This is a genomic window from Modestobacter sp. URMC 112 (genome assembly GCF_053502575.1).
Genome location: NZ_CP199957.1, coordinates 1522888 through 1535161 on the forward strand (window position 1 = coordinate 1522888; position 12274 = coordinate 1535161).

13 protein-coding genes are annotated in these 12274 nt (G+C 74.4%); 7 read left to right on the plus strand and 6 right to left on the minus strand.

The features are described 5' to 3' along the window. Positions 1-19: 19 nt before the first annotated feature. The 4 genes from ACWIX6_RS07255 to ACWIX6_RS07270 form a co-directional block, all read right to left on the minus strand. Complete coding sequence (locus tag ACWIX6_RS07255) at positions 20-1717, minus strand: polysaccharide deacetylase family protein (RefSeq protein ID WP_448616169.1); 1698 nt, start codon at positions 1715-1717, stop codon at positions 20-22. 242 nt (positions 1718-1959) lie between these two features. Beyond that, the gene (locus ACWIX6_RS07260; protein WP_448616170.1) at positions 1960-2694 is read right to left on the minus strand and encodes an Hpt domain-containing response regulator; all 735 of its coding nucleotides are present in this window, start codon (positions 2692-2694) and stop codon (positions 1960-1962) included. Positions 2695-2801: 107 nt separating this feature from the next. Continuing rightward, on the minus strand, positions 2802-3800 hold the full coding sequence (locus ACWIX6_RS07265) for an alpha/beta fold hydrolase (RefSeq protein WP_448616171.1): 999 nt from the start codon (positions 3798-3800) through the stop codon (positions 2802-2804). A gap of 43 nt (positions 3801-3843) precedes the next feature. Beyond that, complete coding sequence (locus tag ACWIX6_RS07270; protein ID WP_448616172.1) at positions 3844-5394, minus strand: NAD(P)/FAD-dependent oxidoreductase; 1551 nt, start codon at positions 5392-5394, stop codon at positions 3844-3846. Positions 5395-5450: 56 nt separating this feature from the next. Here ACWIX6_RS07270 and ACWIX6_RS07275 point away from each other — a divergent pair, with 56 nt between their 5' ends. Further along, entirely contained in the window at positions 5451-5897 is a 447-nt protein-coding gene (locus tag ACWIX6_RS07275; RefSeq protein ID WP_448616173.1) for a hypothetical protein, read from the plus strand. A gap of 7 nt (positions 5898-5904) precedes the next feature. Here the strand turns inward: ACWIX6_RS07275 and ACWIX6_RS07280 are convergent, their stop codons facing one another. Both ACWIX6_RS07280 and ACWIX6_RS07285 read right to left on the minus strand, forming a co-directional pair. Next, on the minus strand, positions 5905-6195 hold the full coding sequence (locus ACWIX6_RS07280) for a hypothetical protein (protein ID WP_448616174.1): 291 nt from the start codon (positions 6193-6195) through the stop codon (positions 5905-5907). Beyond that, the gene (locus ACWIX6_RS07285; RefSeq protein WP_448616175.1) at positions 6192-6938 is read right to left on the minus strand and encodes an ATP-binding protein; all 747 of its coding nucleotides are present in this window, start codon (positions 6936-6938) and stop codon (positions 6192-6194) included. The genes ACWIX6_RS07280 and ACWIX6_RS07285 overlap by 4 nt, the downstream gene beginning before the upstream one ends. Before the next feature lie 302 nt (positions 6939-7240). Here ACWIX6_RS07285 and ACWIX6_RS07290 point away from each other — a divergent pair, with 302 nt between their 5' ends. From ACWIX6_RS07290 to ACWIX6_RS07315, 6 genes are all read left to right on the plus strand, one after another. Then, a complete protein-coding gene (locus ACWIX6_RS07290) occupies positions 7241-7588 on the plus strand; it encodes a DUF3303 family protein (RefSeq protein ID WP_448616176.1) in 348 nt (115 codons plus the stop codon). Between the two features lie 76 nt (positions 7589-7664). Then, on the plus strand, positions 7665-8690 hold the full coding sequence (locus ACWIX6_RS07295) for an LLM class flavin-dependent oxidoreductase (RefSeq protein WP_448616177.1): 1026 nt from the start codon (positions 7665-7667) through the stop codon (positions 8688-8690). 108 nt (positions 8691-8798) lie between these two features. Next, positions 8799-9701 (plus strand): NmrA family NAD(P)-binding protein, encoded by a 903-nt coding sequence (locus tag ACWIX6_RS07300; RefSeq protein WP_448616178.1) that lies wholly within the window; start codon positions 8799-8801, stop codon positions 9699-9701. A gap of 124 nt (positions 9702-9825) precedes the next feature. Next, positions 9826-10356, plus strand: coding sequence for an NUDIX hydrolase family protein (locus ACWIX6_RS07305; RefSeq protein WP_448616179.1), 531 nt, complete (start codon positions 9826-9828; stop codon positions 10354-10356). Positions 10357-10486: 130 nt separating this feature from the next. Further along, the gene (locus ACWIX6_RS07310) at positions 10487-11596 is read left to right on the plus strand and encodes an LLM class flavin-dependent oxidoreductase (protein WP_448616180.1); all 1110 of its coding nucleotides are present in this window, start codon (positions 10487-10489) and stop codon (positions 11594-11596) included. Between the two features lie 106 nt (positions 11597-11702). Next, a complete protein-coding gene (locus ACWIX6_RS07315) occupies positions 11703-12272 on the plus strand; it encodes a TetR/AcrR family transcriptional regulator (RefSeq protein WP_448616181.1) in 570 nt (189 codons plus the stop codon). Positions 12273-12274: the final 2 nt, after the last annotated feature.

Sequence of the window (12274 nt, forward strand, 5' to 3'; positions counted from 1 at the left end):
CGGTGCGGGCGGGTCCGGCTCACCGGGCGTCGTCCATGACCTGCGCCACGGTGCGCACCGTCGTGCCGGCTGGGGCGCCGTCCTGGAGCCAGTCCAGGAACTCGGCGAGGGTGGTGTCCATGATGGGTGCCGTGCTGGACGTGCAGGCGGCCAGCTCCGGGTCACCCGAGGTGCACACGTGGTGGAGGACCACCTGTACCCACCCGCCGCCGTTCTCCGACGCCGCGCGGACGGCACGCTGGAGGTAGTCGAGGGTCAGGGGCGTGCTGTTGGCCGACTCGGCCTCGGCGCCACCGGGTCCGTCGAGCGCCATGGTGTCGAAGGGGTCCAGCGGCGGCACCGTCTCGGCGAACACCGGGCCGTCGGGTGAGACGCTGCCGGCCGACCGGGCCGACTCGTAGCCACAGGACCGCGCGACCTCCTTCGCCGCGGCGTCCAGCGCCCCGAACGGATAGGCGAAGCTCCTGGGGTCCAGCCCCATCTGCCGCAGGCGCGTCCGGTCCCGGCAGACCTCGTCGCGTTTGACCGGCTCCGGGATCGTGGGGTCGGTGAGGTCGATGTGGCTGGCCGTGTGGCCGCCGATGTCGTTGCCGTCCCGACGGAGGCGGAGGACCTGTGCCCAGGTCAGGTGGCGGGGGTCCTCGGCATCGATGTAGCCCGTGTTCACGTAGAAGGTGCCCAGCATCCCGTGGTCGCGGAGGACGTCCCCGGCCAGGGCCTGGGTGGCGTCGCCGTCGTCGAACGTCAGCGACACGATGGTCCGGGCCGGGGGGAGAGGGGGTGCCGGCGGCGCCCCCACCACGTCCCGCACCGTCCGCACGGTCGTGCCCGCGGGAGCCCCGCCGGGCTGCCCGGCCGCGTCGAGCCAGGTGAGGAACTCGGACAGGACGGCGGCGTCGACGGGTCTCCTCGAGTCCATGCACGTCGCGTACGAGGGGTCGGCGGCAGAGCAGACCTCGCCGAAGACCAGGGGGACCCAGTGGCCGGCGCCGCCGGCGTCCGTCACCGGCTGCTGCAGCTGCGGCAGGGTGATCGGTGCGGTGTCCACCTCGGCCGGGGTCGGCAGGGCGAACGGATCGGGAGGGGGCAGCGCGATGGACGCCGCCGGTACCGGCGCGCCGTCACCCGCCAGCCCGCCGATGATGCGGCCGGAGGAGTACCCGCAGGACGCCACCAGGTCGGTCAGCGAGCGGTCCAGGGTGGGGAACTCGTACGTGTGCTTGCCGGCCGGGTAGGCGAAGCTGCGCGGGTCCAGCTGCAACCGGGCGAGGGTGTCATGGGCTGCGCACACCTGCTCGCGCTTGCGGGCGTGGTCCTCGGCGGGGTCGGCGGACCAGGGGACGGTGAGGTCGACACCGTCGGCGGAGTAGCTGCCGATCTCGTCGCCCTCGCGGTAGAGCTGCTGCGCCTGCACCCAGCTGAGACAGCACGACTCGCCGGCCTGCAGCCGGTCCGGGACCAGGTAGAAGGTGCCGTTCACGCCGTGGTCGCGCAGGAGCGGCCGGGCGAAGGCGTACTGGCTGGCCAGGCCGTTGTCGAAGGTCAGGGACACCAGGGGTCCCGGTGGGAGCCCGGGGTCCTCGCTGACCGGCTGGGGAGCAGCGCCGGGCCCGGACGGCGCGGCGGCCGGCGACCGGTCGGGGCGGGTGAGCACCCAGGACGACGCGGCGACGAGGACGAGCACCAGCAGGAGCGCCCATCGTGCCCAGGCAGGCACGGCGCGTAGGGGGCCGAGCTCCGTCGGCGCGGTCCGGCCGGCTGCCCTGGGATCGCTCATGCGCTGCCCCCCGCGGATCCCGGACGGCTGGCGTCCTCGGTGCGTCCGGGGCGGCGTTCCTGGCGGGGGTCGACCGGACGGCTCGAAGGGAACCGGGTCGTCCGCCCGCTGCTCGGTGACGGATGTGACGTGGGAAACAGACTACGCAGTTCCGGTACGGCTGCGCACCCTCCTGAGGCAGCTCAGGCGGCGAGCTCGGCGGCCAGCTCGGTGAAGACCTTGCCGGTGAGCTCCAGCTCGCGCTGCAGGGCGGCGAGCACCGGCGCCGGCGCCGGCAGCTGCTCGGCCCGGGCGGCGTCCTCGAGACGGCGGCACAGCTCGGCCAGCGGGCCGGCGCCGAGCGTGGCGGCGGCGCCACCGAGCTTGTGCGCGGCCGCCTCCACCTCGAGCGGGGCGTCCGCGGTCAGCGACCCGGACACCTCGGCCAGCAGGTCGGGGGCGGACTCCACGAAGGCGGTGAGCAGCCGGGCGTAGAGCTCCCGCTGGGCGTCGTCCTCGGTGTCCCACAGCGTGTCGGCGTGCTCGCGGACGGCCTCGTCGCGGGTGGCGGCCAGCTCCTCGAGGACGGCGTCGATGGCCTCGGTGAGGTCGTGCATGGAGACCGGCTTGGCCAGGTAGGTGGCGTTCAGCGCGGTGCCGGCGGCGACGTCGCCGGGCAGGGCCCGGCCGCTGAGGAAGATGACCGGCAGGTGCGTGTGCAGCGGGTCGTCCCGGACGGCGGAGGCCAGGGAGAGGCCGCTGCCGCCGGGCATGAACATGTCGGTCACCAGCACGTCGGGGGTGAAGGTGTGCTCCAGCACGGCCTGCGCCTCGTCCATCGAGGCGGCGGCGCGCACTTTGTGGCCGGCGATGTGCAGCCGCGACTCCAGCATGAGACGGGTGATGTCCTCGTCCTCCACCACCAGCACCTTGGCCACGATCGGCTCTCCCTCGTCGACGGCCGGCGGACCGCCGGCACTGGTGCTGATGTCGACGCCCCCGGCCGCGGGCCTGACCCCGGCTCACCCGTCCGGGTGGTCCCCGGTCAGCTGTCCAGCCACTCCCGGACGGCGGCGCGCAGGAAGGCCAGATCGGCCGGGTTGGTGCTCGGGTTGCCCGCGCGGTGCCCCCACACGCTGGGGATGGGGCGCAGCTCGGCCGCGGCGAGGTGCGGCAGCTCGGCGGCGTTGTCGGCGACCCGGAAGTACAGGTCGGTCTCGCCCGGCAGCAGCAGCACGCGGGCGCGGATGGCCTGCAGCGCGCGGGCCAGGTCGCCGCCGGCGCTGATGTCGGCGTGCGTCCAGGTCTGCAGCTCGGCGTACAGGTCGGCCGCGGCCAGGGTGAACCGGCCCTCCCAGTCGGTCCGCAGGAAGGTCTCCAGGTCCGGGGCGCCCAGCGCGGTGCGGTGCAGCCCCTCCCGGTAGAAGTCCTGGCTCAATCCCCAGCCGGCGTACACGTGGGCGAAGGCGCGCAGCGCGGCCTGCGGCTCGGCGGAGAAGCGGCCGCGGCCCCGGTGCTCGGGTGCGGCCTCCAGGACGCGCAGCAGGCCGGAGAGGAAGACCTTGTTGTGCTCGGCCGTGCGCGCGCTGCCGCACACGACGATCGCCCGCTGCACCTCGTCGGGGTACAGCGCGGCCCACTGATAGGCCTGCAGACCGCCCATCGAGAAGCCGTAGACGGCGGCCACCGAGGGGACGCCGAAGTGCTCGGTGAGCAGCCGGTGCTGGGCGCGCACGTTGTCGGCGACCGTCACGACGGCGGGGAAGTCCTCGGCCTGCGAGGCGCTGCTGGAGCGGCCGTTGGAGAACATGTCCGGGACGACGACGAACCAGCGGGTCGGGTCCAGCACCCCGTCGGGGCCGATCAGCCAGGCGAGGTCGTCGGAGGTCGCGCCGAAGCTGCACGGGTACACGACCACGTTGTCCCGGGCCGCGTTCAGCGTGCCGTGCGTCTGCCAGGACAGCCGGGCGTCCCGGATGGTCCCGCCCCGCTCCACCGGCAGGTCGCCGAGCTCGAGCACACCGCGGTCCGTCGGCCAGGTCATGCGCCGGACGCTAGCGGGCGCTGCGGCCCGCCCGCCGAGCGCGTCAGGCGTCGAGCAGCTGGAGCAGCTGCGCGCGGTCCGGGCCGGGAGCCGGGCGGGGACCGGCGCCGCTGTGCTCCTCGATCCGCTCGCGCATGCCGGGCCGGCTGAACACCTCCTGCGGCAGGGCGAGGCAGGCCACCGCCTCGATCATCCCGCGGAAGACCTCCGGGTCGTGCATCGCGGCGGCGAACAGCCCGGACATCAGCGGATCGGCGGGCGGCGGCTCGCCCCCGTCGGCCGCCGCGCGCATCTCGGCGAACCGGATCCGGTCGGCGCCGACCTGGTTGCGGTAGTAGGGCCCCACGACCTGCTCGGTGCGCTCGTCCCAGGCGCCGGCCAGCTGGGCCGGGTCGTCCAGGGAGGCGGCCACCACCGCCCGCAGCAGCTGGGCGTGGATCATCCCGATGCTCAGGCCGCGGCCCGCCGAGGGGTTGGTGCACGCCCAGGCGTCGCCGACGGCGACCAGTCCGGTGACCACCGGTCGCCCGTCGGCGACGTAGCGCCGGTGGCAGTCCAGGATCCCCGCCATGGGCAGGACGTCGGTGAGCGGCCGGCCGTCCAGCCAGTGCGCCTGCAGCGGGCAGGCGCCCACCACCCGGGCGAAGGTGCCGGCGTCGCGCAGTGCCTTGAGCGGCGCGTCGGTGCTCCGGCCGAACAGGGTCACCGACCAGGTGTCGTTGTCACTGTCCAGCGTGAGGACGGAGAAGCTGCCCAGCGGCATCAGCCTCGGGCCGAGCCCGCGCGGACGGGCCGGCCCGGTGAAGTACTGCGTGTAGTAGACGAAGCCGGCGTCCTCTGCCTCCAGCAGCGGCGGGCGCGCCCCCAGCTCGGACAGCCAGTCCGGCGTCCTCGTGTGGCGACCCAGGGCGTCCACCACGAGGTCGGCCGGGATCTCCTCGTCCGCGTCGGTCCGCACGCCGGTCACGTGCGGGACGCCGGGGACCGCCGGTGCCCCGGTCGTCAGCCCGGTGATCCGCACCCCGCGGCGCACCGTCACGCCGGGCTGCTCCTCGGCGGCGGCGGCGACCACGGCCTCGACGACGGGGCGCCGGCCGGTGACGAACCGCAGCCGGTCGTCACCCGGGCGCGGCTCCCGGTCGGTGATCCCCGGGGGCAGCGTGGCCAGCGGGTCCCCCCACACGCAGCCGCCGTCCTCCAGCCGCCCGGTGAGACCCGGCAGCTCGGCGTCGCAGACCTCGCGGAAGCGCGAGAGCAGGGTGTGCGGCTGGCGGAACTGCCGCACGCCCTTGCGGTGCCACGACGTCCACGCCTCCGCGGGGGTCGGCGGAGCCCCCGCCGGGTCGGCCTCCAGCACGGTGACGTCGTGCCCGTCCCGGGCCAGCATCATCGCGACCGACAGGCCGATGACGCCGCCACCGCACACCACGACCGATCCCATCGCCCACCTCCGGCGGTCGCGCCGACGACGGGCCCGGACCGGGCGGTGCACCGGCGACGGAGCCCGACCCTGGCACGGGCCGGGTCGGAAGGCCAGGGCCCTCCGACCCGGGTGGCCCGCCGTCCGCGGCCACTGCCGGCCACTGCCGGCCACTGCCTGGCTCTGTCGGTCGCCTCGCCTAGCCTCGCGGGAGGCGAGGGGGAGGCGGCGTGGACGCGGGGTGGTGGGGCTTCCTGGGGGTCGTCGTCGGCGGGGTGCTGACGATCGGCGGGCAGGCCACCGCCGAGCTCATCAAGGCGCGGGTGGTCACCCGGCAGCAGCACGAGCGCAGGGCTCAGCTGGCGCGCGAGCACCAGCGCGCGACGCTGGTGGCCCTGACCGACGCGATGAAGGTCTACCGGCAGGCGCTGGAACGCGACCGGGAGCAGCTGCTGCCGTCGAGGCGGTCCGACACCGCCCTGGCGCTGGCGCGGATCGAGTACGAGGCGCTGGTGCACCGGGTGTCGGACGAGCCGGCCCGGTCGGCGGTGCAGCAGTGGGAGGTCGAGGCGCTGCGGTGGTTCCAGGACGACGACGCCGGCACCGCGGCCCGGGAGGCGACGACCTGGACGGCGGCCGTCGAGGCCGTGGGGCTGGCGGTGCGGGCGACGGACTGAGCGCCGGTCAGCCGAGTGACAGGCGCTCGGACACGCCGTGGTCCTTCGCCGCCCGCAGCAGGTAGTCGCCGAAGTCGGCGCTCACGTGCTCGGCGAGCAGCTGCCGGGCGCCGCCGGCGACGAGCACCCGCGCCACGAGCTCGTCGGCGAAGGAGGGGGTGCCGGCGACCATCTGCCGGAAGTCCACCACGACGGTGGCCCCGGCGAGCCGCCCGGCGACGTCCCGCAGCAGGGCCCGTGCGCGCTCACGTCCGCCGCTGAGCTGGGGGACGGCGATCGGAGGGAGTACCGAGGTCATCCGCGCGCCTCCTCCAGGCCGAGTCGAACGTGCGCGAGCGTACCCGGCTGGGCCGGGATGTGGTCCTCCAGTCGCGGGCGCAGATCCCCCCGGGTGAAGACCCCGCGCGCCCTGCCGCTGGCCAGCGTCACGGTGCCGCCGTGCGTGCCGGTGATGCCGACGACCTCGCTGATCCCACGGCCGCGGCCGGGCTGTCCCGTCGTCGTGACGTGGGTCTGCGCCGCCAGCACGATCGCGGTGCGGTCGTCGGGGACCGGCAGGGTCTGGCTCAGCCGGGCGCGCAGTCCGATGCCGCTGTCCCCGACGGCGAACTCCACGCGCGGCCGGCTCGTGTAGCGCTGCAGCGCCACGTAGCCGTGCTCCCGGCCGCTGTGGTCCACGACGTTGCCGGCGATCTCGGCGAGCGCGGCGTAGAGCGGCTGCACGAGCTGGAGCCGGTCGGCGACGTAGGTCTCGACGAGGGCGTCGAGGAGTCGTTCGAGCCCGGCCTCCTGGTCGAAGCGGTGCAGCTCGACCAGCCGGTTGCCCAGGTCGCGCGGCCGCACCGCGGGGAGCTGGTGCCGGACGCCCAGCCGGTCGAGGTGTTCGCCGACCCGCATGCGGGCGAGGTAGCGGGCGACGTCGGGATCGCCCGGGGCGATGAACTCGACCCCGCGGCCGGCGATGACGGCGTCCTCGCTGAGCACGGCGAGGCCGACGAGGTCGGCGGGGTCGAAGAACGTGCGTCCGCTCAGGTCGAGCACGCAGGGACCGTCCGGTCCACCGCCCTCCTGGCAGGCGACCCGAGGTGCCAGGGGACGCGGCGTACTCACGAACACATCGTGTCACCGCCCAGTGACGGAAGGGGGCGGGGCGGTGACGTACCCGGCGCAGCCCGCCGCGTCGCCCGCCCGCTGACCCCTGCCGGCCTGGGGTCCGCGGTGCGCGACCGCCCGGGAACGCTGCGTCCGCACGCGCGGGAGGCGGGCGACGGGACGGCGGGAGGAGTTCCCGCCTCCCACCACCGGACGAGGCTGGACGCCCTCGTCCAGCCGAGGAGGTCGCCATGCGCATGATGCTCAAGGCCGTCGTCGACACCCCTGCCGGGAACGCCGTCATCGCCGACGGCTCGATCGGCTCGGTGATCGGGAGCCTGGTCGACCGGCTGCACCCCGAGGCGGCGTACTTCGCCGGCGAGGACGGGCAGCGGGCGTGCTTCATGGTCTTCGACATGCAGGACGCCGCCGACCTGCCGTCCATCTGCGAGCCGCTGTTCCAGGGTGCGAACGCCCGGGTGACCGTGACCCCGTGCATGGACCTGGAGGACCTGCAGCAGGGGCTGGCCCGGCTGCAGGGCGCGGCCGCCGCCCCGGCGGCGCACGACGCCTCGCGCACCTCCGCCGGGGTCGGCTGAGCCCGGCGGCGCACGGTCCCGGCGGCCCGCCCGGGCCGCCGGGGAGCCGCATGCCCGGATCGGCGATGATCCGGGCATGCCGGAACCGGGTGTGCCGCTGGAACAGCTGGGCTTCCTGACCATCGGCTCGTTCGACGGCGCCGACCCCGGGCCCGGGCACGAGACGACGCTCGCGGTGATCGAGCTGGGGGAACGGCTCGGCTTCGACAGCACCTGGCTCCGGCACCGGCACCTGCAGTACGGCATCAGCTCGCCCGTCGCCGTCCTGGCCGCGGCCACCCAGCGGACCTCCCGGATCCAGCTCGGGACGGCGGTGACCCCGCTGGCCTGGGAGAACCCGCTGCGGCTGGCGGAGGACCTGGCCACCGTCGACGTGCTGTCCGGCGGGCGGCTCAACCCCGGGGTGTCGGTGGGGCCGCCGATGCACTGGGACGACGTGCGGTCCGCGCTGTACCCGGACACCGCCGACGTCGAGGACTTCTCCTACGAGCGGGTGGCCCGGCTGCTGCGGCTGGTGGCCGGCGAGCCGGCGTCGTCCTTCGCCGGCCGTGAGGGCGTGGTGGAGGAGTGGTCGGACCGGGTGCAGCCGCATGCGCCCGGGCTGCGCGACCGGCTCTGGTACGGCGGCGGGTCGCTGCGCTCGGCGGTCTGGGCCGGGGGGAACGGCATGAACCTGCTGACCTCCAGCGTGGTTAAGGCCGAGGCCGACTCGGTCGACTTCGCCGCGATCCAGGCCGGCCAGATCGCCGCCTTCCGGGACGCGCACCCGGCGGGCGGGGCGGCCCGCGCGTCGCAGGGGCTGGTGGTGGTCCCGACCGACTCGGCCACGCCCGCGCAGCGGGAGAAGTACGCGGCGTACGTCGAGGCGCGGACCCCGCGCACCCGTGAACCGCAGGGCCCCGCCCGGCTGCTGTTCGCCCGGGACCTGCTGGGCACCTCAGAGCAGATCGCCGAGCAGCTGTACGCCGATGCCGCGTTCCGGCAGGTCCGCGAGGTGGTGTTCGCGCTGCCGTTCAGCTTCGAGGCCGAGGACTACGTGCAGATCCTCACCGACATGGCCGAGCGGCTCGGCCCGGCGTTGGGCTGGGCGCCGACCCCCTGACGCACCGGCGCTGCGCCGGGGAGCGGGTCGGGCCGCCGGGCGTCCCGCTGCCGTCCTCGTCGCGGCCACCTAGCGTGGCGGCATGACCCACACTGCGGCTGCCGGCTGATGCCCACCGTCCTGGTGGCCGGCGCCACCGGTGACCTCGGGACGCGCGTCGTCCGGGCCCTCACCGACGCCGGCGCGGACGTGCGGGCGCTGACCCGGCCCGGGACGTCCGCCGCGAGGCTCCGGCCGCTTACGACGCCGGGCGTGTCGGTCGTGCACGCCGACTACGGCGACCCCGACGCGCTGCGGAGAGCCTGTGCCGGGGTGGACTGCGTCGTCTCGACGGTGAGCGGGCTGCGGCCGGTGGTCGTCGAGGCGCAGCAGCAGCTGCTGGACGCCGCGGTGGCCGCGGGGGTGCCCCGGTTCGTCCCCTCGGACTTCGCCGCCGACTACCGGCGGCTGGCGCCCGGGACGAACCGGAACCTGGAGCTGCGCCGGGAGTTCGCGGCGCTGCTGGACCGGGCGCCGATCAGGGCGACGTCGATCCTGACCGGGGCCTTCGCCGACATGCTCACCGGCCAGGCGCCGCTGGTGCTGTTCGACCGCAGGCGGGTGCTGTACTGGCGCGACGCCGACCAGCCACTGGACTTCACCGGCAAGGACGACGTCGCGGTCTTCGCGGCCGCCGTGGCTCTCGACGACTCCGCGCCGCGCTACCTCCAGGTCGCGGGCGACACGGTCAGCGCGCGCGACCTGGCGCGGACCATGACGGACCTGACCGGGACGGCGTTCCGGCCCACCTACGTCGGCGGCGTCGGTCTGCTGCGGATCATGGCGCGGGTGGGACGGGCTGTGTCGGGGGCGGACGACGAGCTGTACCCGGCGTGGCAGGGGATGCAGTACTTCGACAGCATGTTCAGCGGGCACGCGGCGCTGACCGCGCTGGACAACGACCGGTACGGCGAGCGGACCTGGACGTCGGTCCGCGACGTGCTGGCCGCGCGGGGCGACCGGGCGGCCTGAGCGCGACCGACCCGGCGCGGCCTGCTCCCCACCGGCTGACGTCGGCTCCGTCCGGACCCGCGCCGGGGAGCCGCCGTCGGGACCGGACTGAGGGGGCGGCGACCCGGTCGGCTAGACACGACCCATGACCGAGGTGACGAACCCCGCTGCCGGCTGGCTCGCCCGCGAGGAGATGGACGCGGCCCGGGAGCGGCTGCCGATCCTCTACGTCGACGCGGTGCCGGTCCGGGTGGACGAACAGGGCACCGTGACGAAGGTCGGCCTGCTGCTGCGGATCGGCGAGGACGGGCAGGTCAAGCGGGCCCTGGTGTCCGGGCGGGTGCTGTACCACGAGCGGATCCGCTCGGCGCTGCTCCGCCACCTGGAGAAGGACCTCGGGCCGCTGGCGCTGCCGCGGGTGCCGCCGTCCCCGCAGCCGTTCACGATCGCGGAGTACTTCCCGACGCCGGGAGTGACGCCGTTCCACGATCCGCGGCAGCACGCGGTGTCGCTGGCCTACGTCGTCCCGGTGGAAGGGGACTGCGCTCCGCAGCAGGACGCGCTCGAGCTGACCTGGTTCACCCCTCTCGAGGTCCGCGACCCCGTCGTCCTGGCGGAACTGGCGAACGGGCAGAGCACGCTGGTGCTGCAGGCGCTGGCGTCCCTCGGGGTCTGAGGACCTGACCCGCAGGGTCGGAGGGCACTGCCGCACAAATGTGACCCTTGACACATCCGCCGTAGCCGACTAGTTGTTTGGCAACGGTGCCGGCAGTGCCGCGGGTACCACGAGCCGAGGGGACCGCTCCATGAAGTTCGGTCTGTTCACCATGCCCGAGCACCCGCCGCAGGAGAACTGGACGCTGTCCTACGACCGGGACATCGCCGACATCGTGCTGGCCGAGCAGCTGGGGTTCACCGAGTACTGGATCGGCGAGCACCACACGGGCGGGTTCGAGAACGTCCCGGTCGCCGAGTACATGATCGCCAAGGCCTCCGCGGTGACGTCGACGATCCGGCTGGGCACCGGCGTGGTCAACCTGCCGTACCACGAGCCCTTCCTGGTGGCCGAGCGCCTGGCGTTCCTCGACCACCTCACCCACGGCCGGCTCGAGTACGGCTTCGGGGGCGGCGGCCTGCCCACCGACCGCGCGCTGTTCCAGATGCCGGCCGACGAGGCCACGCCCCGCACCAACGAGGCGATGGAGATCATCTGGAAGCTGCTCACCAGCGACGAGCCGGTGGACTACGAGGGCGTCTACTGGAAGTACGAGAACCGGCAGATCCAGGTCGGGCCCTACCAGGACGTGCCGCCGTTCGCGATCGCCGGCCTGACCGGCACGCACAACTACGCCAAGTGCGGCGAGCGGGGCTGGAACCCGCTGTCGGTGTACTTCGCTCCGCTGCTGGCCGAGAAGAACGAGTTCACCCCCGACCTGCAGCAGCAGGCCGAGGCCATGACCAGCGCCGCCTCGGCGGCCGGGCTGGACCCCGACGTCGCCCGGTCCAAGTGGCGGATCAGCCGCGAGGTCTACGTCGCCGACGACAAGAACACCGCGATGAACGACATCCGCGAGGGCGTGCACCGCTCCTACGAGTACCTGCTCGGCCTGGGCCTGGGCGCGCTGATGAAGCTGGACAAGGAGATGCCCGACGCCGAGCTCACCTTCGAGTGGATGGCCGAGACGCTGCCCTGGGTGATCGGCAGCCCGGAGGACTGCGTCCGGCAGATCAACGAGATCAACGAGAGCGTCGGAGGGTTCGGCACCTTCCTGATCAACTCCCGCGACTGGGTGACCACCGACAGGTGGAACCGCTCGCTGGAGCTGTTCGCCCGCTACGTGATGCCGCAGTTCCAGGCCAACCAGCACATGCGACGCCGGCTCCGGCTGGCCGACGTCGCGCTCGGCAGGGCCTGACCCCCATACCCCCGGGCCCTCTCCGTCCCCCCGGAGGGGGCCCGGCCGGGTCCTCGAGGCGCGACATAGCCTGACCGCACCGCCCGTCGCGCCGAGAGGACCGCCTGTGCCCCGACCGAGCCGCTGGCCGGAGGTGATGGCCGCCGCGGCCAAGGTCTTCCGGGCCAAGGGCTACCACGGCGCGACCCTCGAGGACGTCGCCGACGAGGTGGGCATGCTCAAGGGCAGCCTCTACAACTACATCTCCAGCAAGGAGGAGCTGCTCTTCTCCGTCGTCCGGCCGCCGGCCGAGCAGCTGCTGGCCGAGGCCCGCGAGCTGGCCGCCGAGGCCGTCCCGGCGCCGGACAAGATCGCCCGGCTGGCCCGGGTGCACGCCGGCGTGCTCGCCGAGCACTTCGTCTACGCCTCGGTGTACGTGCACGAGGTGGCCGGGCTCGGCCGCTATCCGGAGTGGGCGGCGATGGACCACGAGTACGTGCGGCTGGTCCGCGCCGTCCTGCGCGCCGGGGTCGAGGAGGGCTCGCTGCGCCCGGACCTGGACCTGCGGACGGCGCCGCACGTGCTGATCGGGTCGCTGAACTGGCTGACCCGCTGGTGGGACCCGAACGGCCCGATCGGCGCCGCGGAGATGGCCGACCGGATCAGCGGCGTCTTCCTGGACGGCGCCCGGGCCTGACG

What these genes read in the sequence shown, in the direction of transcription:
- ACWIX6_RS07265 (WP_448616171.1), bottom strand. Translation starts at nt 3,800, where the DNA reads ATGACCTGGCCGACGGACCGCGGTGTGCTCGAGCTCGGCGACCTGCCG.
- ACWIX6_RS07280 (WP_448616174.1), bottom strand. Translation starts at nt 6,195, where the DNA reads ATGACCTCGGTACTCCCTCCGATCGCCGTCCCCCAGCTCAGCGGCGGA.
- ACWIX6_RS07290 (WP_448616176.1), top strand. Translation starts at nt 7,241, where the DNA reads ATGCGCATGATGCTCAAGGCCGTCGTCGACACCCCTGCCGGGAACGCC.
- ACWIX6_RS07295 (WP_448616177.1), top strand. Translation starts at nt 7,665, where the DNA reads ATGCCGGAACCGGGTGTGCCGCTGGAACAGCTGGGCTTCCTGACCATC.
- ACWIX6_RS07300 (WP_448616178.1), top strand. Translation starts at nt 8,799, where the DNA reads ATGCCCACCGTCCTGGTGGCCGGCGCCACCGGTGACCTCGGGACGCGC.
- ACWIX6_RS07305 (WP_448616179.1), top strand. Translation starts at nt 9,826, where the DNA reads ATGACCGAGGTGACGAACCCCGCTGCCGGCTGGCTCGCCCGCGAGGAG.
- ACWIX6_RS07310 (WP_448616180.1), top strand. Translation starts at nt 10,487, where the DNA reads ATGAAGTTCGGTCTGTTCACCATGCCCGAGCACCCGCCGCAGGAGAAC.